The organism is Rugamonas sp. FW305-51 (assembly GCF_058786935.1).
The window spans coordinates 1-22,736 of sequence record NZ_JBYSZG010000015.1 but is presented as its reverse complement, the minus strand read 5'-3'; the positions used below and the strand labels follow the sequence as shown (position 1 = coordinate 22,736).

Sequence of the window (22,736 nt, the reverse complement as noted above, 5' to 3'; positions counted from 1 at the left end):
GCTGGCGGCCATTATCGCAGATGGCTATGCTGTCTCCCAAGCAAGTAATATAAAATCGGGGGCTACGTCCCCCTCTTGAACACAGGAAGCCTCATGCAGCATTTCAAATTCTCGTTCGCCGTCACCGCCGTCCTGCTGGGCCTGGCCGCCTGGTGGGGCTACCACCACGGCGGCGCGGCCGGGGTGCTGCAAGCCGTGTGGATCGCGACCGTGCTGGGCGTGATGGAAGTGTCGCTGTCGTTCGACAATGCCGTCGTCAACGCCTCCGTGCTGCGGCACTGGAACCCGTTCTGGCAACGACTGTTCCTGACGGTGGGCATCGTGGTGGCCGTGTTCGGCATGCGCCTGCTGTTCCCGCTGCTGATCGTCGCCTTCGCCACCGGGCTGGGGCTGGTGGAAGTGTGGCACATGGCCACTGCCACGCCGGACGTGTACGCCGCCCACCTGACGGCCTCGCACGCCCAGGTGGCCGCGTTCGGCGGCGCCTTCCTGCTGCTGGTGTTCCTCAATTTCCTGTTCGACGAGGAAAAGGAACTGCACTGGCTGGGCTGGCTGGAAAAGAAAATGGGCCAGCACGGCACCGACAGCCTGGCCGTGCTGCTGGCCCTGCTGGCCGTGTTCGCCTGCATGGCGGTGGCCGGTCACGAGGAAAAATTCGGCGTGCTGACGGCCGGCGTGACGGGCGTGGCCGTGTACCTGGCCGTGCACTGGATCAGCACCCTGCTGGAAGAAGAGCCGCAGCCGGACGACGACAGCGACGCCACCGAGACGGGAGTGGAAGCGGTGGGCGCCGGCGCGGCGGCGCTGGCCCTGTCGGCGGCGGGACGGGGCGGCATCGGCGCCTTCCTGTACCTGGAAGTGCTGGACGCCTCGTTCAGTTTCGACGGCGTGATCGGCGCGTTTGCCATCACCAGCGACGTGGTGGTCATCATGCTGGGGCTGGCCATCGGCGCCATGTTCGTCCGTTCGCTCACCGTGTTCCTGGTGCACAAGGGCACGCTGGACGAATTCGTCTACCTGGAACATGGCGCCCATTACGCCATCGGCATCCTGGCCCTGATCATGCTGGCCAGCGTCAAGTACGACATCCCCGAATGGTTCACTGGCCTGTCGGGCGTGGCCTTCATTGCCATCTCGCTGTGGTCGTCCATCCTGTACAAGCGCCGGCGGGAACGGTGAAGCACGCCGGCGGCCGGCGCAAGCGCAGGCCGTCCGGTGATAAGATTGCAAACCTTGCCTTCACCCTAACGCGACACCCATGACCACATCCAAACGCATCCTGCTGTCCTTCACCGCCCTGGTGGGCGCCGCCGTACTGCTGTTCTGCGCCTACACGTGGATCACGCTGCACCTGACCTACTCGGAAGGCGAGCGGGCCGGCTTCCTGCAAAAGTTCTCCAAGCGGGGCTGGGTCTGCAAGACCTGGGAAGGAGAAATCCTGATGACATCCATGCCGGGCGCCATCCCGGAAAAGTTTGAATTCAGCGTACGCGACGACGCCGTCGCCCAGCAACTGCTGGCCGCCACCGGCAAGCGCGTGCTGCTCACCTACGAACAACACAAAGGCGTACCGACGGTCTGCTTCGGCGAGACAGAGTACTACATCGCCAAAGTCCAGATCAGCCAGTAAGGCCCCGCCCAAGCCAAAGAAAATGGGGTCACTAAAAATGGGGACGTACCCCATTTCTGATGAATTGAGTTGCGTGCCCACTCACTTCGCAGGGTGAGCAAAAAATGGTGCGCGCTTCCAATTGTGATGGAAAAAGAGGAACGAAAAGGGGTACGTCCCCATTTTAGAGAAAAGGGGTACGTCCCCATTTTCTCGCATTTCTGTTTGGAGGCTGCGGCGCTGCCTGCCTGCCTGGATTGCGTCTCGATTGAACCGGCCCTTAGCGGGCGCGCCAGACGGCGCCCACCGTTTCCACTCCCTGGGTCAGGCGGCCGATGACGTCGCGGGCGATGCTGGCCGATTGCTCGCGCTCCTTGCGGGCACGGGCTGCGTCCAGCGAGGCGACGCGGGCCTGGGCTTCGGCTTGCTGGCAGACGCCCTGCTCCGCTTCCACCTTCGCTTGCAGCGCGGCCAGCGCGTTGCGGGCCGCTTGCTGACGACGCGTTTCCAATTCCAGCAATTGCTGCTTGGCGGCCGTCATGGCGGCCGTGGTGTCGGCCACCTTGCGCTGCATGGCGGCGTGCGCCTGGGCTGCGGCCAGCAGCGCTTGCTGTGCCTGGGCCTTGTCGGCGGCGGCCAGGCGGGCCGCGTGCTCGGCTTGCTCGCGCTGGCGCATCGCTTCCAGCTCGGCCTGCTCCGCCTCGGCACGGGCGCGCGCTTCGGCCGCGACTTGCTTTTCCGCTTCCAGGCGGCCGGCGATGGCCTTGGTGGCGCGCGCTTCGGCGGCCGTGGTCTGGCGCTGCTGGGCCAGCTTCTGGTCGATCAGCGCCAGCGACTGGCGCTCCGCTTCCACAAATTCCTGTTCCGCCTGCAGCAGCGCTTGCGCGGCGGCGGCCTTGTCCTGCTCGACGCGGGCCCGCTCGGCCTGCACCGCGCCCAGTTCCACGGCCAGGCGGGCCTGCGCGGCCAGCGCCGTGGCGGCGGCGGCCTTCTGCTCCGCTTCCAGCGCCGTCTGCTCGGCCATCATGCGGGCCGCGGCCGTTTCCTGTTCGGCGGCGGCGGCCAGGCGCTGCTCGGCTTCATGCTGCTGGCGCAGCGCGGCGGCCTGGGCCTGCTCGGCGGCGATGCGGTGCTCGGCGGCGGCGGTGGCGACGCGCTCCACTTCCATCTTGTCCTTCATGGCGGCCAGCGCCTGCTGCTCGGCGCCGGCGCGGGCCTGCTCGGCAGCCAGCAGTTCGGCGGCGCGCAGCGCTTTCTGTTCGGCCAGCGCCTGGGCGACGCTCTGCGCTTCCACATGCTGGGCCAGCAATGCGATCTCGCGCTGCTCGGCCGCGTTCTGGCTGGCCGCCAGTTCCGATGCGGCGCGCGCCAGCGAGGCCCGTTCTTCGGCCAGCTGGGCCGCGCGCTGTTGCTCCAGGCTGTCGGCACGGGCGGCGTCGGCGGCCGCTTCATCGGCCGCCTGGCGCAGCTTGGCCTGGTCCAGCGCCTGGGCTTCCGCTTCCACCTTGGCCAGCGTTTTCAGTTCGGCCTCTTCCTCGGCCTGCACGCGTGCGTCGGCCACGGTGCGCAGCTGGCGGTCGACGGCGATACGGGCTTCGGTCGCCTGCAGGATGCGCGCTTCGGCATCGCGCCGGGCCTGGGCCGTAGTGACGGCCATCATTTCCAACCGTTCGCGGTGGATGGCGGCGTCGCGGATTTCCTTTTCCGTCTGCAGGCGCAGGTGCAGCGACTGGGCGGCGCTGCGCTCGGACTCGGCCTGGGCCAGCGCGATCTGTTCGCGCTCCTGCTCCAGGTGGGCCAGGGCCCGTGCTTCTTCCAGCGCGCGCACTTCGGCGGCGGCGCGGTTGAAGGCTGATTCCAGCGCGATCTTGTCGGCGCGCTCGCGCTGCATGGTCAGTTCCAGCGCTTCCGCTTCGGCTTGCGCCAGGTTCTGGGCCGTCTGGCGGGCGGCGTGGGCGTGACGCTCGCGCTCACGGGCCAGCGTGGCCATGCGGGCGTCCGCCTCGGCGATGCCCACCACCTCTTCTTTCGCGGCCTGCACGGCGGCCACGCGCTCGACGGCCTGCAAGCGGGCCTGCTCCGTTTCCACCTTCAGTTCCTCGGCGGCGCGGGCGGCCTGCTCGGCCAGTTCCGATTCGGCCGCCATCTGTTCGGAGGCGCGCTTGCGGCTCTCTTCCTCGGCCTTGGCGCGCTGTTCGGCGGCCAGGCGGATCTGGTTGTCCGCTTCGACCCGGGCCCGCAGCTCGGCCGTCTCCTGCTTGACCGCTTCCAGCCGGGCCACGCTGGCCTGGGCGGCGGCGCGCAGCGATTCCAGGCGGTCGCGGTTGGCGGCGATGGCATCTTCCGAAGCCTGGGCATTTTGCAAGGCGGCGGCGGCGGCGGCCGCATCCATGGCGGCGCGGTCTTCGGCCAGGGCGCGGGCGCGCGCTTCGGCGTGGGCCCGGCTCTCGGCGGCGCAGGCGGCCTTCGCTTCGGCCTCGACCCGGGCGATGGCTTCCTGGATGGCGCGCATTTCCAGCGCGGCACGTGGCGCTTGCGGCGAGGCGCTCATCTGGTCCTGTGCATGGGCTGCGTCATCGGCCGAAAATGCAACGGTGAGGGTGGCGCCTTCGCGCTGAGCCAGTTGTGCTTGCATGAGTGTTCTCGCTTTTCGCTGCGCCCCGGCACCAACCGGGACTTCTGAGTTGCCATTATCAAACATGGCCCGGACAAGCAGAACGGCAAGGAGAGCGGGAAATACCCGCTATTTCCCGCATATGGCGCATATGGAAGCGATATCAGATTTGTATCACAGGAAGGTTTCGATATGTTTTCCGACTTATGCGGCGCGCGATGACGCGCCGCGGTAGTCCCGGCTCACACAGGCCACAGGGGCGGTTCGTCCATCAGCGCCACCTGCTCGCGCAGCTCCAGGATGCGGTCCTGCCAGTAGCGCTGGCTGTTAAACCACGGGAAGGCGACCGGAAAGGCGGGATCGTCCCAGCGCCGCGCCAGCCAGGCCGAGTAGTGGACCAGACGCAGCGTGCGCAGCGCTTCCACCAGGTACAGCTGGCGCGTATCGAACTCGCAGAAGTCCTCGTAGCCGGCCAGGATGTCGCCCAGCTGGCGGACCTGCTCCTGGCGCTCGCCCGACAGCATCATCCACAGGTCCTGCACGGCCGGCCCCATGCGGCTGTCGTCGAAGTCGACGAAATGGGGGCCGGCGTCCGTCCACAGCACGTTGCCGCCGTGGCAGTCGCCGTGCAGCCGCAGCTGGGCGATGTCCTGGCCGGCCCGGTCGTAGCAGCGGCGCACGCCGTCCAGCGCCTGGTCCACCACGCTGGTGTAGGCGGCCAGCAGCTCGGGCGGGATGAAGCCGTTGGCCAGCAGGTAGTCGCGCGGTTCGGTGCCGAAGGTGCCGATATCGAGGCTGGGCCGCTCAGCATAAGGCTTGAGCGCGCCGACGGCGTGGATGCGGCCGATGAAGCGCCCCGCCCACTCCAGCACGGCCGGGTCGTCCAGCTCGGGCGCGCGCCCGCCGTGGCGCTCGAACACGGCGAAACGGAAGCCCTGGTACTGGTGCAGCGTCCTGCCGTCCAGCGCCAGCGCCGGCACCACGGGAATCTCGCGCTCGGCCAGTTCGGCCGTAAACGCGTGCTCCTCCAGGATGGCGGCGTCGCTCCAGCGTGCCGGCCGGTAGAACTTGGCCACCAATGGCGCGCTATCCTCGATGCCCACCTGGTAGACCCGGTTCTCGTAGCTGTTGAGCGCCAGCAGGCGGCCGTCGCCGCGCAGGCCCACGCTGTCGAGCGCGTCGAGCACGCAATCCGGGCTCAGGTCGGAAAAGGGATGGTGGGCGCGGGCGCCGGAGGGGTCGTCGGTATGCATGCCGCCATTGTACGTGGCCGCGCCCTGCCCGGCGCAAACAAGTGGGCAGCGCGCCGCCGCGCAGCGTATACTGTCGCCTTCAACCATATAAAAAGAGCTAACCATGCAACTCGATCAGCCACTGAGCGAAAAAGAATTCGACGAATTAGACAATTTCCTGCTGTCCGACCGCAGCCCTGAAGATGCGATGACGATGGACACCCTGCACGGCTTCCTGACGGCCATCGCCATCGGCCCGGAGCCCATCATGCCGGCCGAATGGCTGCCCAAGATCTGGGGCCAGGATGGCAAGGACGTGCCCAAGTTCAAGAACGCGAAGGAAGAGGAACGCATCGTCAACCTGATCATGCGCTTCATGAACGAAGTGCTGGTGACGTTCGAGGTGGCGCCCAAGGAATTCGAGCCGCTGTTCGTCGAGCACGAGCACGAAGGCCAGACCCTGATCGATGCCGAAGCGTGGTGCTGGGGCTTCTGGGAAGGCATGGAACTGCGCCCCGGTTCGTGGAACGAGATCTGGGATTCGGAAGTGGCCGACCTGATGCGCCCCATCTACCTGCTGGGCGCCGACGAGATCGAGGAAGAGGAACTGCCGCTGGTGGAAGACCCCGTGCTGGCCCACAAGCTGGGCGTGGAACTGGAAGCGAACCTGCCGGCCATCCACAAGTTCTGGGTGCCGCGCCGCAAAGCGCCGGTGGCCACCATCAAGCGCGAAGAGCCGAAAGTGGGCCGCAACGACGACTGCCCTTGCGGCAGCGGCAAGAAGTACAAGAAGTGCCACGGCGCCGCCGAATCGGGCGCCGAGTAAGCAGCAAGACCATCGGCCCGTCATCACGGGCTGATGGCAGTGGCGCATTGCTGGCCGCGCAGGGCCGGCGACGGGGCGGACAGCCGCCCGCCCCTCTTTTCAGGCCGCCGCGCCCGACGCCGGTTCCGGCAAGCTCAATCCAAACAACTCGCGCAACACGTCCGCCCGCTCCTCGGGCGCCACGCTGCGCTGCGCCAGCTGGCCGTGCGTGACGGTCTTGAGCGTATCGCCCAGCAGAATGGAACGGCCGTCGGCCCGGTGCTGCACCAGAAGCAGCATCTTGACGAAGATCGATTCCGGATGGGTCGAGTTCAGGTAATTGGCCGGCATGAAGTCGATCCACTCCTGGTGCGACAGGTCGAAGCCAAACTGGTTCTGCCACTCCCCGCCCACCCTGGCCTGGACCAGGAATTCCCGCTCGTTCGGTTTGCTCAGCATGAAAACATCATCGTCCTGCACCAGCTCCGTGTCGAGCAGGTCCAGCCGCACCGGGGCGCGGATGCCGTAGCTGCCGAAACCGAGGTCGCACAGCCACTGCACGCCATCGAGCGTGACGACGATGACCATGTGGGTGCGCGGGCGCCGGGCCGGATAGAACATGGGCCGGGCCGCCACCAGCTGGTAGGGCACGCCCAGCGCCTGCAGGGCCATGGCGAAGATGCCGTTGACTTCGTAGCAATAGCCGCCGCGGCGGCGCGCCACGATCTTGTCCACGATCTCTTCCGGCACCAGCGACACGATCTTGCCGGCCTGCACGTCCAGGTTCTCGAACGGCACCGAAAACAGCTGGTGCCGCATGAGGGCCGTTACCGTGGCCAGGTCGGCCTGGGCCTGCCCGGCGTAGCCGATGCGGTCCAGATAATCTTGCAATACAAAATTCTCAGCATGCATAGGCTCACTCTGGGTAATGACGGGCGTTTTGCAACGACCGCTTACAGTTTGATGAAATGTTCGCGGTAATACTTGAGCTCTTCGATCGACTCGATGATGTCGGCCATGGCCGTGTGCTTCTGGTGCTTCTTGAAGCCGGACACGATCTCGGGCTTCCAGCGCTTGCACAGTTCCTTCAGGGTCGACACGTCGACGTTGCGATAGTGGAAGAACGCTTCCAGCTTGGGCATGTAGCGCACCATGAAGCGGCGGTCCTGGCCGATGGTGTTGCCGCACATGGGCGACTTGCCGGCCGGTACCCACTGCTTGAGGAAGGCGATCAGGTCCGCCTCGGCCTGGCCTTCCGTCACGGTGGACGCCTTGACGCGCTCGGTCAGGCCGGAACGGCCGTGGGTGCCCTTGTTCCAGGCATCCATCTTGTCCAGCGTTTCGTCGCTCTGGTGGATGGCGAACACGGGACCTTCCGCCAGCACGTTCAAGTGCATGTCGGTGACGACGACGGCCACTTCGATGATGCGGTCGGTATCCGGCTCCAGGCCCGTCATTTCCATGTCGACCCACACCAGATTGAGCTCGTTGGGACGCTGGGGCGCTGGGGTGACACCTTGGGTTGCTGCGAAGTCGGTAGCTTGTGACATAATTCTCTCTTGGCGAAATCAATCCGCCATTTTCTCACAGGCCCAGCATGTATTCACTCGCGTTTTCGATTTTGTTTGTTTCCTTCCTCGTTTTGACGCTGGCACTGCGCTTCTGGCTCGCCTCGCGCCATATCCGCCATGTGCTGCGCCACCGCGCCGCCGTGCCGGCCGAATTCGCCCAGACCATCCCGCTGGCGGCCCACCAGAAGGCGGCCGATTACACGGTGGCCAAGACCAAGTTCGGCCTGCTGGGCCTGATGGTCAACACGGTGGTGCTGGTCGGCTTCACGCTGCTGGGCGGCCTGCAGGCGCTGTCGGTGGCCGTGTATAAGCACACGGGCCCCGGCATGACTTACCAGCTGGCCCTGCTGGCCGGCTTCGCCCTCATCACGGGCCTGATCGACCTGCCGTTCGACTACTACAAGCAGTTCGGCATGGAGCAGCGTTTTGGTTTTAACAAGATGACGCCCGGCCTGTTCTTCGCCGACATGTTCAAGGGCGTGGCGCTGGGCGCCGTGATCGGCCTGCCGCTGGTGTGGGTGGTGCTGACCCTGATGGACAAGGCCGGCGACCTGTGGTGGCTGTACGCCTGGTTCGTGTGGAGCGGCTTCCAGCTGCTGATGATGGTGCTGTTCCCCACCGTGATCGCGCCCCTGTTCAACAAGTTCACGCCGCTGGCCGACGAAGCGCTCAAAGCGCGCATCGAAGGCTTGATGGCGCGCGTGGGCTTCGCCTCCAAGGGCCTGTTCGTGATGGACGGCTCCAAGCGCAGCGCCCACGGCAACGCCTATTTCTCCGGCTTTGGCGCCAACAAGCGCATCGTGTTCTTCGACACCCTGCTGGCGCGCCTGGCGCCGCAGGAAATCGAGGCCGTGCTGGCGCATGAACTGGGCCACTTCAAGCTCAAGCACATCATCAAGCGCATCGCCATCATGTTCGCCCTGTCGCTGGCCTTCCTGGCCCTGCTGGGCTACCTGAAGACCCAGCTGTGGTTCTACACGGGCCTGGGCGTGGATCCGCTGCTGCTGCCGGGCCAGAACAGCGACGCCATGGTGCTGCTGCTGTTCATGCTGGTGCTGCCCGTGTTCACCTTCCTGCTGGGGCCACTGACTTCGCTCAGCTCGCGCAAGCATGAATTCGAAGCGGACGCCTTCGCGGCCCGCCACACGGACGCGCGCGACCTGGTGTCGGCCCTGGTCAAGATGTACGAGGACAATGCCTCCACCCTGACGCCGGACCCGCTGCACTCGGCCTTCTACGATTCGCACCCGCCGGCCAGCGTGCGCATCCGCCAGCTCAAGCTGGCCGCCTGATGGAGCACACCATGCCCACCACCGCCGACCTGCTGCAAACGCACTGCGCCCACACCACGGCCGCGCTGGCCGAAGACGACGCCACCGCCCTGCTGGCCCGGATTCCCGGCTGGCGGCTGGATGACGGCCGGCTGTGCCGCGACTTCCCGTTCGCCGACTATTACCGCACCATGGCCTTCGTCAACGCGCTGGCCTGGCTCAGCCACAACGAAGACCACCATCCGGAACTGACCGTGACCTATAACAACTGCCGGGTACGCTACCACACCCACTCCGTCAACGGCGGCCACGGCGGCCTGTCCCTGAACGATTTCATTTGCGCGGCCAGGGCCGGCGCCCTGGTGCAGGACGCGGCGGCGCAGGACCAGGCGGTGCGCGCATGAGCCGCGCCACCACCACCGGCGCCACCATCATCGCCGCTCACGGCCGCCACTACCTGGCCGACGCGGACGGCCTGCGCCTGCAGTGCGTCACGCGCGGCAAGAAGACCAACGTGGCCGTGGGCGACCGGGTGCAGGTCACGCTGACCTCGCCCGACCAGGGCGTGATCGACAGCATCGATGAGCGCCAGACCCTGCTGTACCGCTCCGACCAGTACAAGTCCAAGCTGCTGGCGGCCAATGTGAGCCAGCTGTTCATCGTGGTGGCCACCGAGCCGGGCTTTGCCGACGACCTGGTGTCGCGCTCGCTGGTGGCGGCCGAGGCGGCCGGCATCACGGCCCGCCTGATCCTCAACAAGACAGACGTGACGGCATCGCTGGCCAAGACGCGCGAGCGGCTGCAACCGTACGCGGCGCTGGGCTATCCGGTGCACGAAGTGTCGGCCAAGGGCCGGCCCGAGGAAACCGTGGCCGCCCTCACGCCCCTGCTGGCGGGCCAGTCGTCGATCCTGATCGGCCAGTCCGGCATGGGCAAGTCCTCGCTGATCAACCTGCTGGTGCCGGACGCCGACATCGCCGTGCGTGAAATCTCCGCCGCGCTCGACACGGGCAAGCACACCACCACCTTCACCCGCCTGTACCAGCTGCCGGCGCTGGGGCCCGGTTCGTCCATCATCGACTCGCCCGGCTTCCAGGAGTTCGGCCTGTACCACCTGAGCGAAGGCATGCTGGAGCGGGCCTTCGTCGATTTCGCCCCCTATCTCGGCCATTGCAAGTTCTACAACTGCCGGCATCTGATCGAGCCCCAGTGCGCCATCCTGGCCGCCGTGGAGGCGGGCAAGATCGCCCGCATGCGCCACACGCTGTACGGCCAGCTGCTGCACGAGTCGGCGCAAACGCTGTATTAAAAACAATCGCGTTACCAGTTGCACAAATCCCGTCACTAAGGATTACAATTCCGTGAGGCAATGAAACGCCGGCTTGCCGGCGCCACTTGTGACGCGCCGGCCCGCCGGCGCCTGTCCCCACCTGTCCGAGGTAGACGATGGAAATGTTCGTGGTCGACGAAGCGGTAGCGCAATGGGAAACGGCCCTGCTGCCGCTGCGCGGGGCAGTGCGCCTGGCGCCGCTGGTGCGGCTGGCCTGGCACTTGCGCCAGCGCGACCCGGCCCGCGCCGCCGCCCTGGCCGACGAAGCCGAAACCCTGCTGCCGGACGCCGCCACCGATGCCGAACACGCCCGCGCCTGCCTGGCACGGCTGCAACTGGTGCGCGGCGAGCACCTGTGGCTGCAGGGCGAACTCGACCATGCCGAGGCGCTGGCCAACGCCGCCTACGCCGAGCTGTGCGCCCAGGGCGAACTGGCCGGCTGCGCCGACGCCCACTGGCTGCGGGCCTGGATCGCCATCGACCGCGGCGACCATGACCGCTGCGACGATGAACTGGCGCTGGGGCTGGCGGCGGCCCGGCGCGCCGGCGACAGCCTGCGCGCCACGGTGATGGAGGCGACCATGGCGCGCTGGGACGTGCTGCGCGACACGCGCGCCGCCCGCCAGCGCTGGGATCCCCATCTGACCCCGCTGCGCGAGCGCCAGCCGCCGGCCGCGGCGGCCTGGATCAGCGACTTCCTGGGCCTGGCGGCCAGCCTGTCGAGCGATTTCGGCACGGCAGCCGGCCACTACATCCAGTGCTACGAGACGGCCCTGCAGACGGGCCAGCTGCGCGCCGCCATCACGGCCGCCACCAACATCGGCGAAGACTTCACCAACCTGAACGACCACCACTCGGCGCTGGAATGGATGCAGTGCGCGCTCGACCTGGCCCGCCCCACGGGCTGGCCGCGCAGCGTGGGCGCGTGCATGATGCACACGGCCGACACCATGCGCCGCCTGGGCCGGCTGGACGCGGCCGAGGAACTGCTGCAGGAAGCGCTGGCCATCCTGGCGCCCCTATCGGGCGCGCGCAGCTACGCGGTGGCGCTGCAATACCTGGGCGAACTGGCGCTCGACAAGGGCGACTACGGGCGCGCGCTGGACACCTTCCGCCGGCTCGAACAGCGGGGCGACGCCCTGCGGCAGGCCGACTTCCAGACCGTGTCCCGGCGCGGCCAGGCCCACGCCCTGTGCTTCCTCGGCCAGGATCAGGCGGCGCTGGCCACGGCGCAGCAGGCCGTGGCGCTGGCGGCGGCCCAGGCCAACGCCTACCACCACATCGCCGCGCTGCGCGTGCTGTCCCTGATCCACACCGAGCACCGGCTGCCGGCGCCGGACGGCATGACGGAGCTCAACGCTACCCTGCACTATCTGCACCAGGCGCTGGCCGTGGCCTCCACCATCGACGGCTACACCCTGCCCGGCGACCTGCTCGAGGCGCTGGCGCGCGAGTACGCCCAGGTGGGCAGCTACGCCCAGGCCTACGAGGCGGCGCTGGCCGCCAGCGCCGCGCGCGACAAGACCCACAGCCAGGAGGCCACCAACCGCGCCATCGCCATGCAGGTACACCACCAGACCGAGCACGCGCGGGCCGAGGGCCAGCACCACCGCGAACTGGCCGCCTCCGAGGCGCGCCGGGCCGAAGTGCTGCAGCAGACCAGCGACACGCTGGAACGGCTGTCGGCCATCGGCCAGGAGATCACCACCCACCTGGACGTGGAAGCCGTATTCCAGGCGCTGGACCGCCACGTGCACGCCCTGCTGCCGGCCGACACCTATGCCGTCTACCTGACCGATCCCGGCGGCGCCACCCTGAGCCGCGCCTTCGGGGTGGAGGCGGGCCGGCCGCTGGCCACCAACACCATCGCCCTCGACCATCCGCATGCCCACTCCGTGCGCAGCCTGCGCGAGCGGCGCGAAGTCTATATCGAGCACGTGCCCAGCGAGACCCACGACACCCGCACCCCCGGCACCCTGCCCAGCATGTCGGCCCTGTTCGCGCCCATGCTGGTGGGCGAGCGGGCGCTGGGCGTGATGACGGTACAGGCGCTGCGCCCCGGCGCCTACGGCGCGCGGGAACGGCTGATCTTCCGCACCCTGTGCGCCTATGGCGCCATCGCCATCGACAACGCCCAGGCCTACCGCCAGTTGAAAGATGCCCAGGCCCAGCTGCTGTCGCAGGAAAAGCTGGCCGCCCTGGGTTCCCTGATGGCCGGCGTGGCGCATGAACTGAACACGCCGATCGGCAACAGCCTGCTGATCGCCAGCACCCTGGCCCAGAAGACGGAGCAGCTGGAACGGCAGATGAACGGCCCCGGCCTGCGCCGCTCCGACCTGAGCGCCTATGTGACGGACGCGAAAAAGGCGTCCGAGCTGGTGATGCGGGGCCTGACCAGCGCGGCCGACCTGGTCAACAGCTTCAAGCAGGTGGCCGTCGACCGCACCACCGAGCAGCGCCGCATGTTCAACCTGCAGCAGGTGGCGCACGAGCTGATCGCCACCATGATGAACCGCATCCGCGCCTCCAGCCACGGCATCGCCTCGGAGGTGCCCGAGCACATCGCGCTCGACAGCTATCCCGGCCCGTTCGGCCAGGTGATCGCCAACCTCATCAACAACGCCCTGCTGCACGCCTTCAGCCGCGGCCAGACGGGCAGCATGTGGCTGCGCGCGGCCACCCCGGTCGAGGGCCGGGTGCTGGTGCTGTTCGGCGACAACGGCAACGGCATCGCGCCGGAACACCTGTCGCGCATCTTCGACCCCTTCTTCACCACCAAGCTGGGCCAGGGCGGCAGCGGGCTGGGCTTGTCAATCAGTTACAACATCGTCACCTCGCTGCTGGGCGGCCAGATCAGCGTGGCCAGCGGCGCCGACGGCACCGTGTTCACGCTCGACCTGCCCCTGACGGCGCCCCAGCACGACGCCGCCAGCGCGCCGCGCATCTACCATTGAGCAGCGGCGCGGCGGCCCGCGCGGCAAGCGCCTGCCCGGCGCCGCGCCGCTAACCTGTATAGACAGCATAATCTGCCGCCGTTAGGCCGTTTCGCCAAATTCCCTTTATAATTGATTTGCTGTGCTGGCCGCCCGGGCACATCGCCCCGCGCCCACGCCCCTATCCGTTGTGACTCGCCGTGACTATGTCTAACCAAAAAACGATCAAACACTATCTGCAGTTTTCCGACTTTACGCTGGCCGAATACGAGTACGTCATCGAGCGGGCGCACCTGATCAAACGGAAATTCAAGAACTACGAGATCTACCATCCCCTGATCGACCGCACCCTGGTGATGGTGTTTGAAAAGAATTCGACCCGCACCCGCCTCTCGTTCGAGGCCGGCATGCACCAGCTGGGCGGCGCGGCCATCTACCTCAACACGCGCGACTCCCAGCTGGGCCGCGGCGAGCCGGTGGAAGACGCCGGCCAGGTCATGAGCCGCATGTGCGACATCATCATGGTGCGCACCTTCGGCCAGGACATCATCGAGCGTTTCGCCGCCAACTCGCGCGTGCCGGTGATTAACGGCCTGACCAACGAACACCACCCCTGCCAGGTGTTCGCCGACATCTTCACCTTCTACGAGCACCGCGGCCCCATCACGGGCAAGACCGTGGCCTGGATCGGCGACGCCAACAACATGCTGTACTCCTGGCTGCAGGCGGCCGAAGTGTTCGGCTTCCACGTCAACGTGTCCACCCCCAAGGGCTACGACATGGACATGTCGCTGGTGTCGACCGACCGCTACACCCTGTTTGCCAACCCGTCCGACGCCTGCGAAGGCGCGCACCTGGTCAACACCGACGTCTGGACCAGCATGGGTTACGAGGCCGAGAACGCGGCCCGCATCGCCGCCTTCGACGGCTGGATCGTGGATGGCGCCAAGATGGCGCGCGCCGCGCCCGACGCCCTGTTCATGCACTGCCTGCCGGCCCACCGCGGCGAGGAAGTGGCGGCCGAAGTGATCGACGGCCCGCAGTCGGTGGTGTGGGACGAAGCCGAGAACCGCCTGCACATCCAGAAGGCGCTGATCGAATACCTGCTGCTGGGCCGCATCGACAGCAAAGAATAACCGTAGAACCGTAGATTGGAATCGAAAATGAGCGACATCAAGAAAGTAGTCCTGGCCTATTCGGGCGGACTCGATACCTCCGTCATCCTCAAGTGGCTGCAGGATAACTACCAATGTGAAATCGTCACCTTCACGGCCGACCTGGGCCAGGGCGAAGAGCTGGAGCCGGCACGTGCCAAGGCGCTCAAGTTCGGCATCAAGCCGGAAAACATCTACATCAACGACGTGCGCGAAGAGTTCGTGCGCGACTTCGTGTTCCCCATGTTCCGCGCCAACACCGTGTACGAAGGCGAATACCTGCTGGGCACTTCGATCGCCCGTCCGCTGATCGCCAAGCGCCTGATCGAGATCGCCAACGAGACCGGCGCCGACGCCATCTCGCACGGCGCCACCGGCAAGGGCAACGACCAGGTGCGCTTCGAGCTGGGCGCCTACGCACTGAAACCGGGCGTGAAGATCATCGCCCCGTGGCGCGAATGGGACCTGCTGTCGCGCGAAAAGCTGCTCAAGTATGCGGAAGACGCCGGCATCGAGATCGACATGAAACACAAGAAGGGCGGCGCGCCCTATTCGATGGACGCCAACCTGCTGCACATCTCGTTCGAAGGCCGCCACCTGGAAAACCCCAGCGCGGAAGCGGAAGAATCGATGTGGCGCTGGACCGTGAGCCCGGAAGCGGCGCCCGACGCGCCGGAATACCTGGACATCGAATACGAAAAGGGCGACATCGTGGCCCTGAACGGCGTGCGCCTGTCGCCGGCTGCCGTACTGACGGAACTGAACCGCCTGGGCGGCAAGCACGGCATCGGCCGCCTGGACCTGGTGGAAAACCGCTACGTGGGCATGAAGTCGCGCGGCTGCTATGAAACGCCGGGCGGCACCATCATGCTCAAGGCGCACCGCGCCATCGAATCGATCACGCTGGACCGCGAAGTGGCGCACCTGAAGGACGACCTGATGCCGCGCTACGCCTCCATGATCTACAACGGCTACTGGTGGGCGCCCGAGCGCGTGGCGCTGCAGACGCTGATCGACCACACCCAGTCCACCGTCAACGGCTGGGTACGCGTCAAGCTGTACAAGGGCAATGTGATCGTCGTCTCGCGCGACTCCAAGACCGACTCCCTGTTTGATATGAACATCGCCACCTTCGACGAAGACGGCGGCGCCTACAACCAGGCCGATGCCGGCGGCTTCATCAAGCTGAACGCGCTGCGCATGCGCATCGCCGCGAACGCCCGCCTCAAGCGCGGCCAGTAATTCGCCGCACGGGCAGCGGGCGCCCCGCGCCCGCCCCACCACGGGCCGCTGCCACAGCGGCCCGTTCTTTTTTTCACCCCACAAAAAAATGGGGACGTACCCCATTTTCAGGAAAACGTGAAAATGGGGTACGTCCCCATTTTTTTATGGCGCCCGGTGCGGATCGTCGCTGCAACATGATCCTCGCGCCGCGCCCGGCAAAATGTTACATTGCCATCATCTTCCCCTCGCCCCACACCGGAGCCGCCGTGACCAAAGACCTGAGCATCAAAAGCAAACTCTATCTGGGCTTTGCCGCCATCCTCGGCCTGATCCTGCTGCTGCTGGTGCTGGCCTACGCCAATTTCCAGCGCCTGTCCGACGCCAGCCGCTGGGACCGCCACACGCTGGAAGTGCTGCATGAAAGCGACAAGGTCGACATCCTCGCGCTGGAGATGCAGGCCAACGAACGGGGCTATCTGCTGACGGGCGACAGCCGTTTCCGCGACAGCGCCGCCAACGAGGCGCTGCTGCGCCAGCACATCGACAAGCTGCGCACGCTGACGGCCGACAATCCGGCCCAGCAGGAACGCATCGCCAGGCTGGGCAAGCTGTTCGACAGCTGGCTGGCGGACGTGGTGCGACCGGTGATGGCGCGTCGCGCCGAGGCGGACAAGAACGGCGTGACGCTGGAGCTGAACAAGGTGGCGCCCCTGCTCGCCGTCGGGCTCAATCACATCAGCGCCATCGAGAGCCTGCTCACCGAGATCGGCGGCGAGGAGGAAAAGCTGCTGGCCGTGCGCTCGCAGCAATCGGCCCAGCTGCAGCAGAACATGCAGCTGACCCTGTCGGCCGGCGGCGTGCTGTGCGTGGCCGCCGCCTTGCTGGTGGCGTGGCTGCTGGCGCGCGCCGTGCTCGATCCGCTGGGACGCCTGATCCAGGCCGTCGGCGCCATCGCGGCCGGCCAGGCCGGGGTGCGGGCCGACGCCGGCGGCAAGGATGAATACAGCGAAGTGGGACGGGAATTCAACCGCATGGCGCAGGCCATCGAAGACAACCTGGCGCGCGAACTCGATGCTTCCAGCCAGCTCAAGGCCAAGGTGGACGCGCTGCTGGCCGTCGTCTCCAGGGCCGCCTCGGGCGACCTGACGGGCCAGGTCGGCGTGGCCGGCAGCGACGCCGTGGGCCAGCTGGGCCACGGCATCGCCACCATGCTGGGCAATCTGCGCGAACTGATCAACAACGTCCAGAAGGCCGGCATCCAGGTCGCCAGCTCGGCTACGGAAATCGCCGCCTCGGCCCGCCAGCAGGAAGCGACGGGCGTGGAGCAGGCCCAGACCAGCGTCGAGATCCTGTCGACCACCAAGGAGATCTCGGCCAACACCAGCGCCCTGCTCAAGACCATGGAACAGGCCACCGCCGTGGCCGACTACACCACCAGCGCCACGGCCGACGCCCAGGCCAACCTGCAGCGCATGGACGGCACCATGCAGCACATGGTGGCGGCCACCGACTCCATCAACGCCAAGCTGGCCGCCCTGTCGGAAAAGGCCAGCAACATCAACAGCGTGCTGGTGACCATCACCAAGGTGGCCGACCAGACCAACATCCTGTCGCTGAACGCGGCCATCGAGGCGGAAAAGGCGGGCGAGGCCGGCCGCGGCTTCTCCGTGGTGGCGACCGAGATCCGGCGCCTGGCCGACCAGACTTCTGTCTCCACCTGGGACATCGAGCAGATGCTCAAGGAGATGCAGTCGGCCGTCTCGGCCAGCGTGATGGGCATGGACAAGTTCTCCGAGGAGATCCGGCGCAGCGTGGGCGAGGTGCGCCAGGTGACGGACCAGCTGTCGGGCGTGATGGACCAGGTGCAGAAGCTGGCGCCCCAGTTCGACGCCGTATTGCAGGGCATGCAGTCGCAGGCCGTGGGCGCCGAACAGATCTCCGGCACCATGGTCCAGCTCAACGACGCCACCCAGCAGACCGTCGAATCGCTCAAGGCCACCAGCGAGGCCGTGCGCCAGCTGCAGTATGCGGCCGGCGATTTGCAATCGAGCGTGGCCAATTTCGCCCTTGCCGCCTGAGGCGGCCCATCCCTTTCCCGGAGCACGCCATGTTAGCCAACCTGAGCATCCGCAAGAAACTGTATTACGGCCTGGGCGCCATCGTCGCCATCGTGCTGCTGTTGCTGACCATGGCCTACCTCAATTTCATCCGCCTGTCCGAAGCGCGCCACCTGGACCGGCACTCGCTGGAAGTGCTGCAGGCGATCGACCGCCTGCATACCGACTTGCTGCAAGTGCAGGTGGAGGCGCGCGGCTACTACCTGACGGGCGCCGAGCCGCGGCTGGTACGAGCCAACGCGGAACTGGCCGACCTGCCCGGTTCCGTGCAACGCCTGCAGACGCTGACGGCCGACAATCCCAGCCAGCAGGGCCACTTGCGCCAGTTCGAGGCACGTCTCGACACGTGGATCAAGCAGGTGCTGGAACCGCAGCTGGCCGAGCGCCGCGCGCTGGGCGATGCGCCGAACGCGGCCTCCACCATCGGCCATACGCCGGAAATGGCACATGGTAATCCTGTCATCGGCGGGCTGTACCAGCTGCTCGATAACGCCCGCGCGGAAGAACAGCGGCTGTTGCAGCAGCGGGCCGAGGAGTCGGTCCGCCAGCAGCAATCGATGGTGCTGGTGTTGACGGTCGGTGGCGTGGTCAGCCTGGCGCTGGCGCTGACCGTGGCCTGGCTGCTGGTGCGCGCCCTGCTCACGCCACTGAACCAGCTGACGGCGGCCGTGGGCCGCATCGCGGCCGGCGAATCTGGCGCGCGGGCGCCCGTGCTGGGACACGACGAACTGGGCGTGGTGACGCAGGAGTTCAACCGCATGGCGCAGGCGGTGGAGGACAACCAGGCGCGCGAGCTGGCCACCACCAACACCCTCAAGGCCAAGGTGGACGCGTTGCTGGCCGTTGTCTCCAGGGCCGCCTCGGGCGATCTGACGGGCCAGGTCGGCGTGGCCGGCAGCGACGCCGTGGGCCAGCTGGGGCACGGCATCGCCACCATGCTGGGCAATCTGCGCGAACTGATCAACAACGTCCAGAAAGCCGGCATCCAGGTCGCCAGTTCGGCCACGGAAATCGCCGCCTCGGCCCGCCAGCAGGAAGCGACGGGCGTGGAGCAGGCCCAGACCAGCGTCGAGATCCTGTCGACCACCAAGGAAATCTCGGCCAACACCAGCGCCCTGCTCAAGACCATGGAGCAGGCCACCGCCGTGGCCGACTACACCACCAGCGCCACGGCCGACGCCCAGGCCAACCTGCAGCGCATGGACGGCACCATGCAGCACATGGTGGCGGCCACCGACTCCATCAACGCCAAGCTGGCCGCCCTGTCGGAAAAGGCCAGCAACATCAACAGCGTGCTGGTGACCATCACCAAGGTGGCCGACCAGACCAATATCCTGTCGCTGAACGCGGCCATCGAAGCGGAAAAGGCGGGCGAGGCCGGCCGCGGCTTCTCCGTGGTGGCGACCGAGATTCGGCGCCTGGCCGACCAGACTTCCGTCTCCACCTGGGACATCGAGCAGATGCTCAAGGAGATGCAGTCGGCCGTCTCGGCCAGCGTGATGGGCATGGACAAATTCTCCGAGGAGATCCGGCGCAGCGTGGGCGAAGTGCGCCAGGTGACGGACCAGCTGTCGGGCGTGATGGACCAGGTGCAGAAGCTGGCGCCCCAGTTCGACGCCGTATTGCAGGGCATGCAGTCGCAGGCCGTGGGCGCCGAACAGATCTCCGGCACCATGGTCCAGCTCAACGACGCCACCCAGCAGACCGTCGAATCGCTCAAGGCCACCAGCGAGGCCGTGCGCCAGCTGCAGTATGCGGCCGGCGATCTGCAGTCCGGCGTGGGCAACTTCACGCTGGCGGCGTAATGGCGAAAAAGAACATAGGACCATGAAACAGCTGCTCTTTCACATCGGCGCCGACCGCTACGCACTGCGCCTGCGCGACGTGGTGCGCGTGCTGCCGCTGCTCGAACTCAAGCAGCTGCCGCTGGCGCCGGCCGCCGTGGCCGGCCTGATGGACTTCCATGGCCAGTCCGTGCCCGTGGTCGACCTCAGCCTGCTGGCCGGCACGGCGCCGGGCCAGCAGCATTTCGACACCCGCATCCTGCTGGTCCACTACCGCGCGCCGGACGGCGCCACCCATCTGCTGGGATTGCTGGCCGAACGGGTGCTGGGCGTCGGCGAAGTCGACGCGGCGGCGCTGGCCGACAGCGGCGTGCGCGCCGCCCCCTTCCTCGGCCAGGTGGCCAGCGACGCCACCGGCATCGTGCAGCTGGTGGAACCGGACCGGCTGCTGCCGCCCGACCTGCGCGCCATGCTGTTCCAGCCGCAAAGCGCCGCGTCATGAATGTGCAGACCACCCTGCGCCAGGCCACCGGCCTGAACCTGTCGAAGGCGGCGGCCGAACGGGCCATGGCGTGCCGCATGGAGCGCCTGGGCGTGACCGACCGCCAGGCCTACCTGGCCGCCCTGTCGCCGGAGGAACTGACGCAGCTGGTGGAACTGGTGGTGGTGCCCGAATCGTGGCTGTTCCGCGATCCGGTCGCATTCCAGGCCGCCACCGTCCACGTCAAGGCCGTGCTGGCCGGCGCCGAGGCGGGCCGGGTGGCGCGCATCCTGTCGGTGCCGTGCGCCGGCGGCGAGGAACCGTATTCGATGGCCATGGCGCTGGCCGACGCGGGGGTGGCGCCGGAACGCTACCTGATCGACGCCTGGGACATCAGCCCGACTTGTGTAGCGCGGGCCCAGGCCGGCGTCTACGGGCGCAACGCCTTCCGCAGCGACGACCTGGCCTTCCGCGAGCGCCATTTCACGCGCACGGGCGAGGACGAATACCGCATCGGCGACGCCTTGCGCAACAAGGTGCGCTTTCGCCAGGGCAGCCTGTTCGCGCTCGATGCCGGCAAGCTGCCGGCCTACGACGTCCTCTTTTGCCGCAACCTGCTGATCTATTTCGACAAGCCCACCACCAAGGCCGCCGTCGAGCGCCTGGCGGCCCTGCTGACCGACGACGGCTTGCTCTTTGCCGGCTATGCGGAAGTGCCGGCGTTCTGCCAGCATGGCTTCGCGCCGCTGCAGTTTCCCCGGGCCTTCGGCCTGAGAAAGGACAGCGCAGCCACGCCACAGCCGATGCCGGCGCAGCCGCCGGCCGGCGCGGCCAAGGCGGCTGCCGCGCGGGCACGGCGCGCCACGTCCGCCGGCGCGGGGGTGGCGCCGGGCGCCGGCATATCGCCCAGCGGCCGCTCCACCGCGCCCGTGGCGGCGCTGCGGGCAGGGCCTGCGTCCGCGCCGGCATCAACGCTGCCGGACGCTCCCGTCCCAGGCCCCGCAGCGGGCCCCTGGACGGCTGCCGGGCGGGCGCCTTTACCCGCGTCCGCCCCGCCGCCGGGGACGGCCGCTGCCCCGGCCGCGCTGCTGGAACAAGCCCGCAAGCTGGCCGACCTGGGCCGCTTCGACGAGGCCGAGCGGGCCTGCCAGACCTGCCTGGCGCAGACGCCCGATGCCCCCGACGCCTATTTCATCCTCGGCCTGCTGAACGAGCAGGCCGGCAAGCTGGCCAGGGCGGAAGAGCACTGGCGGCGCTGCATCTACCTGCGCCCCGACCATTACGAAGCGCTGTGCCACCTGGCCTTGCTGGCCGAGCACAACCGCGACCCGGCCGCCGCCGCGCTGAAGGCACGCGCCGCGCGCGTCTACCAGCGCCAGCTGGCGTCCTGAAGGAGAGACCATGACGAACCTGGACAGCCCTATCCTGGTCAACTGCTGGAACCGCATCGGCGTCAGCGGCGACCAGAGCTGCGACAAGCTGGCGCGCCATATCCATTGCCGCAACTGCGAAGTCTATGCCGACGCGGCCCAACGCAACATGCAGCGCGCCGTGGGCGACAGCTACAGGCGCGAATGGGCCGACCACTTCCGCCAGCCCGACGATGCCGGCGCCCTGCCCGACGCCTCCTGCCTGGTGTTTCGCATCGGCCGCGAATGGCTGTCGCTGCCCACGTCCATCTTCCAGTCCGTGGCGCCGCAGGCGGCACCGCACCGGCTGCCGCACCGCCATGCGCGCGAACTGCGCGGCATCGTCAACGTGGGCGGCACGCTCTATCCCTGCATGTCGCTGGCGGCCCTGCTGGGCATAGACGAATCGGAAGGCGTGGCCGCCACCGGCCGCCATACCTTCGCGCGGCTGCTGGTGGTACGCTGGGAGGAGCAGGCGTTCGCGCTGCCGGTGGCGGACCTGCACGGCATCGTGCGCTATGCGTCGGCCACCGTGCAGCCGCCGGCCGCCACCATCAACAAGGGGCTGCAACGCTACCTGTCCGGCGTGCTGTCGCACGCGGACATGCATATCGGCTGCCTGGACGCGGCCCTGATCGGCCACCAACTTGCGAGGACGCTGCGATGAGCCAGGACCAGCAGGGCGATTTGAGCCAGTTCTCCATGCGCGACCTGTTCCGCATGGAGGCCGACAACCAGACCCAGATCCTGACCGACGGGCTGCTGGCGGTGGAACGCCTGAAGGGCGACGCCGGCGCGCTGGAGGCGATGATGCGCGCCGCCCATTCGATCAAGGGGGCGGCCGCCATCGTCGGGCTGGACATTGTGGTGCAGCTGGCGCACGGCATGGAGGACAGCTTTGTCGCCGCCCAGCAGGGCCGCATGCAACTGACGCCGAACCGGGTCGATGCGCTGCTGGCCGGGGTCGACCTGATCCTGCAGATCGCGCGGCTGGACGACGCCGGCGCCGACGCCTGGCTGGCCGGCAACGCCGCTCCCATCCGCACCACCATGGACCTGATCGCCAATATCGCCTTCCTGCCGGAGCCGCCATCGTTTGCGCCACCGGCCGCCGCACCGGCCACGCCTGCGGCCAGCGCGCCAACCGCCACCACTGCCGTGCCGACACCGGCCGCCGGGCCAGCGGACGAAGGTCCCCTCCC

The 22,736-nt window shown here is 67.5% G+C and carries 19 protein-coding genes; 15 read left to right on the top strand and 4 right to left on the bottom strand.

Annotated features, from left to right (window positions below):
• Nucleotides 1-93: 93 nt before the first annotated feature.
• Complete coding sequence (locus AC3WOS_RS12545; protein ID WP_492716294.1) at nucleotides 94-1,179, top strand: DUF475 domain-containing protein; 1,086 nt, start codon at nucleotides 94-96, stop codon at nucleotides 1,177-1,179.
• A gap of 79 nt (nucleotides 1,180-1,258) precedes the next feature.
• Nucleotides 1,259-1,630, top strand: coding sequence for a DUF8785 domain-containing protein (locus tag AC3WOS_RS12540; RefSeq protein WP_492716293.1), 372 nt, complete (start codon nucleotides 1,259-1,261; stop codon nucleotides 1,628-1,630).
• Nucleotides 1,631-1,889: 259 nt separating this feature from the next.
• On the opposite strand, the gene AC3WOS_RS12535 is transcribed toward AC3WOS_RS12540, so the two are convergent.
• A complete protein-coding gene (locus AC3WOS_RS12535) occupies nucleotides 1,890-4,244 on the bottom strand; it encodes a coiled-coil domain-containing protein (RefSeq protein WP_492716292.1) in 2,355 nt (784 codons plus the stop codon).
• A 221-nt stretch (nucleotides 4,245-4,465) separates the two neighbouring features.
• Nucleotides 4,466-5,476: a serine/threonine protein kinase gene (locus tag AC3WOS_RS12530; protein ID WP_492716291.1), complete on the bottom strand. Its 1,011-nt coding sequence runs from the start codon at nucleotides 5,474-5,476 to the stop codon at nucleotides 4,466-4,468.
• A gap of 103 nt (nucleotides 5,477-5,579) precedes the next feature.
• On the opposite strand from AC3WOS_RS12530, the gene AC3WOS_RS12525 reads away from it, so the two are divergent.
• Nucleotides 5,580-6,281 (top strand): UPF0149 family protein, encoded by a 702-nt coding sequence (locus tag AC3WOS_RS12525; protein WP_492716290.1) that lies wholly within the window; start codon nucleotides 5,580-5,582, stop codon nucleotides 6,279-6,281.
• A 99-nt stretch (nucleotides 6,282-6,380) separates the two neighbouring features.
• Here AC3WOS_RS12525 and AC3WOS_RS12520 read toward each other — a convergent pair whose 3' ends face one another.
• Together AC3WOS_RS12520 and orn are read right to left on the bottom strand one after the other, a co-directional pair.
• Nucleotides 6,381-7,151, bottom strand: a complete 771-nt coding sequence (locus AC3WOS_RS12520; protein WP_492716289.1) for an arylamine N-acetyltransferase family protein — start codon at nucleotides 7,149-7,151, stop codon at nucleotides 6,381-6,383.
• Nucleotides 7,152-7,213: 62 nt separating this feature from the next.
• Nucleotides 7,214-7,810, bottom strand: a complete 597-nt coding sequence (gene orn, locus AC3WOS_RS12515; protein WP_492716288.1) for an oligoribonuclease — start codon at nucleotides 7,808-7,810, stop codon at nucleotides 7,214-7,216.
• Between the two features lie 47 nt (nucleotides 7,811-7,857).
• On the opposite strand from orn, the gene AC3WOS_RS12510 reads away from it, so the two are divergent.
• From AC3WOS_RS12510 to AC3WOS_RS12455, 12 genes are all read left to right on the top strand, one after another.
• The gene (locus tag AC3WOS_RS12510; protein ID WP_492716287.1) at nucleotides 7,858-9,123 is read left to right on the top strand and encodes a M48 family metallopeptidase; all 1,266 of its coding nucleotides are present in this window, start codon (nucleotides 7,858-7,860) and stop codon (nucleotides 9,121-9,123) included.
• An 11-nt stretch (nucleotides 9,124-9,134) separates the two neighbouring features.
• Complete coding sequence (locus AC3WOS_RS12505; RefSeq protein WP_492716286.1) at nucleotides 9,135-9,506, top strand: 4a-hydroxytetrahydrobiopterin dehydratase; 372 nt, start codon at nucleotides 9,135-9,137, stop codon at nucleotides 9,504-9,506.
• Nucleotides 9,503-10,411, top strand: coding sequence for a ribosome small subunit-dependent GTPase A (gene rsgA, locus AC3WOS_RS12500; RefSeq protein WP_492716285.1), 909 nt, complete (start codon nucleotides 9,503-9,505; stop codon nucleotides 10,409-10,411). The genes AC3WOS_RS12505 and rsgA overlap by 4 nt, the downstream gene beginning before the upstream one ends.
• 137 nt (nucleotides 10,412-10,548) lie before the next feature.
• Nucleotides 10,549-13,386, top strand: coding sequence for an ATP-binding protein (locus tag AC3WOS_RS12495; RefSeq protein WP_492716284.1), 2,838 nt, complete (start codon nucleotides 10,549-10,551; stop codon nucleotides 13,384-13,386).
• Nucleotides 13,387-13,571: 185 nt separating this feature from the next.
• Nucleotides 13,572-14,501: an ornithine carbamoyltransferase gene (gene argF / locus AC3WOS_RS12490; RefSeq protein ID WP_492716283.1), complete on the top strand. Its 930-nt coding sequence runs from the start codon at nucleotides 13,572-13,574 to the stop codon at nucleotides 14,499-14,501.
• A gap of 27 nt (nucleotides 14,502-14,528) precedes the next feature.
• Entirely contained in the window at nucleotides 14,529-15,761 is a 1,233-nt protein-coding gene (locus AC3WOS_RS12485) for an argininosuccinate synthase (RefSeq protein WP_492716282.1), read from the top strand.
• 248 nt (nucleotides 15,762-16,009) lie between these two features.
• Nucleotides 16,010-17,821 carry a methyl-accepting chemotaxis protein gene (locus AC3WOS_RS12480; RefSeq protein ID WP_492716281.1) on the top strand — a complete coding sequence of 604 codons (1,812 nt, stop codon included), beginning with the start codon at nucleotides 16,010-16,012 and terminating at the stop codon, nucleotides 17,819-17,821.
• A gap of 29 nt (nucleotides 17,822-17,850) precedes the next feature.
• The gene (locus tag AC3WOS_RS12475) at nucleotides 17,851-19,665 is read left to right on the top strand and encodes a methyl-accepting chemotaxis protein (RefSeq protein WP_492716280.1); all 1,815 of its coding nucleotides are present in this window, start codon (nucleotides 17,851-17,853) and stop codon (nucleotides 19,663-19,665) included.
• A 22-nt stretch (nucleotides 19,666-19,687) separates the two neighbouring features.
• Nucleotides 19,688-20,146 carry a chemotaxis protein CheW gene (locus AC3WOS_RS12470; protein WP_492716279.1) on the top strand — a complete coding sequence of 153 codons (459 nt, stop codon included), beginning with the start codon at nucleotides 19,688-19,690 and terminating at the stop codon, nucleotides 20,144-20,146.
• Nucleotides 20,143-21,516, top strand: a complete 1,374-nt coding sequence (locus AC3WOS_RS12465) for a CheR family methyltransferase (protein ID WP_492716278.1) — start codon at nucleotides 20,143-20,145, stop codon at nucleotides 21,514-21,516. The genes AC3WOS_RS12470 and AC3WOS_RS12465 overlap by 4 nt, the downstream gene beginning before the upstream one ends.
• Before the next feature lie 10 nt (nucleotides 21,517-21,526).
• A complete protein-coding gene (locus AC3WOS_RS12460) occupies nucleotides 21,527-22,201 on the top strand; it encodes a chemotaxis protein CheW (protein ID WP_492716277.1) in 675 nt (224 codons plus the stop codon).
• A partial coding sequence (locus AC3WOS_RS12455) for an Hpt domain-containing protein (RefSeq protein ID WP_492716276.1) occupies nucleotides 22,198-22,736 on the top strand: 539 nt, incomplete at its 3' end. The genes AC3WOS_RS12460 and AC3WOS_RS12455, both read left to right, overlap by 4 nt.

Excerpts from the sequence above, each read along its gene's own strand:
- AC3WOS_RS12545 (WP_492716294.1), top strand. The coding sequence starts at position 94 with ATGCAGCATTTCAAATTCTCGTTCGCCGTCACCGCCGTCCTGCTGGGC.
- AC3WOS_RS12540 (WP_492716293.1), top strand. The coding sequence starts at position 1,259 with ATGACCACATCCAAACGCATCCTGCTGTCCTTCACCGCCCTGGTGGGC.
- AC3WOS_RS12535 (WP_492716292.1), bottom strand. The coding sequence starts at position 4,244 with ATGCAAGCACAACTGGCTCAGCGCGAAGGCGCCACCCTCACCGTTGCA.
- AC3WOS_RS12530 (WP_492716291.1), bottom strand. The coding sequence starts at position 5,476 with ATGCATACCGACGACCCCTCCGGCGCCCGCGCCCACCATCCCTTTTCC.
- AC3WOS_RS12525 (WP_492716290.1), top strand. The coding sequence starts at position 5,580 with ATGCAACTCGATCAGCCACTGAGCGAAAAAGAATTCGACGAATTAGAC.
- orn (WP_492716288.1), bottom strand. The coding sequence starts at position 7,810 with ATGTCACAAGCTACCGACTTCGCAGCAACCCAAGGTGTCACCCCAGCG.
- AC3WOS_RS12510 (WP_492716287.1), top strand. The coding sequence starts at position 7,858 with ATGTATTCACTCGCGTTTTCGATTTTGTTTGTTTCCTTCCTCGTTTTG.
- AC3WOS_RS12505 (WP_492716286.1), top strand. The coding sequence starts at position 9,135 with ATGCCCACCACCGCCGACCTGCTGCAAACGCACTGCGCCCACACCACG.
- rsgA (WP_492716285.1), top strand. The coding sequence starts at position 9,503 with ATGAGCCGCGCCACCACCACCGGCGCCACCATCATCGCCGCTCACGGC.
- AC3WOS_RS12495 (WP_492716284.1), top strand. The coding sequence starts at position 10,549 with ATGGAAATGTTCGTGGTCGACGAAGCGGTAGCGCAATGGGAAACGGCC.
- argF (WP_492716283.1), top strand. The coding sequence starts at position 13,572 with ATGTCTAACCAAAAAACGATCAAACACTATCTGCAGTTTTCCGACTTT.
- AC3WOS_RS12485 (WP_492716282.1), top strand. The coding sequence starts at position 14,529 with ATGAGCGACATCAAGAAAGTAGTCCTGGCCTATTCGGGCGGACTCGAT.
- AC3WOS_RS12475 (WP_492716280.1), top strand. The coding sequence starts at position 17,851 with ATGTTAGCCAACCTGAGCATCCGCAAGAAACTGTATTACGGCCTGGGC.
- AC3WOS_RS12470 (WP_492716279.1), top strand. The coding sequence starts at position 19,688 with ATGAAACAGCTGCTCTTTCACATCGGCGCCGACCGCTACGCACTGCGC.
- AC3WOS_RS12465 (WP_492716278.1), top strand. The coding sequence starts at position 20,143 with ATGAATGTGCAGACCACCCTGCGCCAGGCCACCGGCCTGAACCTGTCG.
- AC3WOS_RS12460 (WP_492716277.1), top strand. The coding sequence starts at position 21,527 with ATGACGAACCTGGACAGCCCTATCCTGGTCAACTGCTGGAACCGCATC.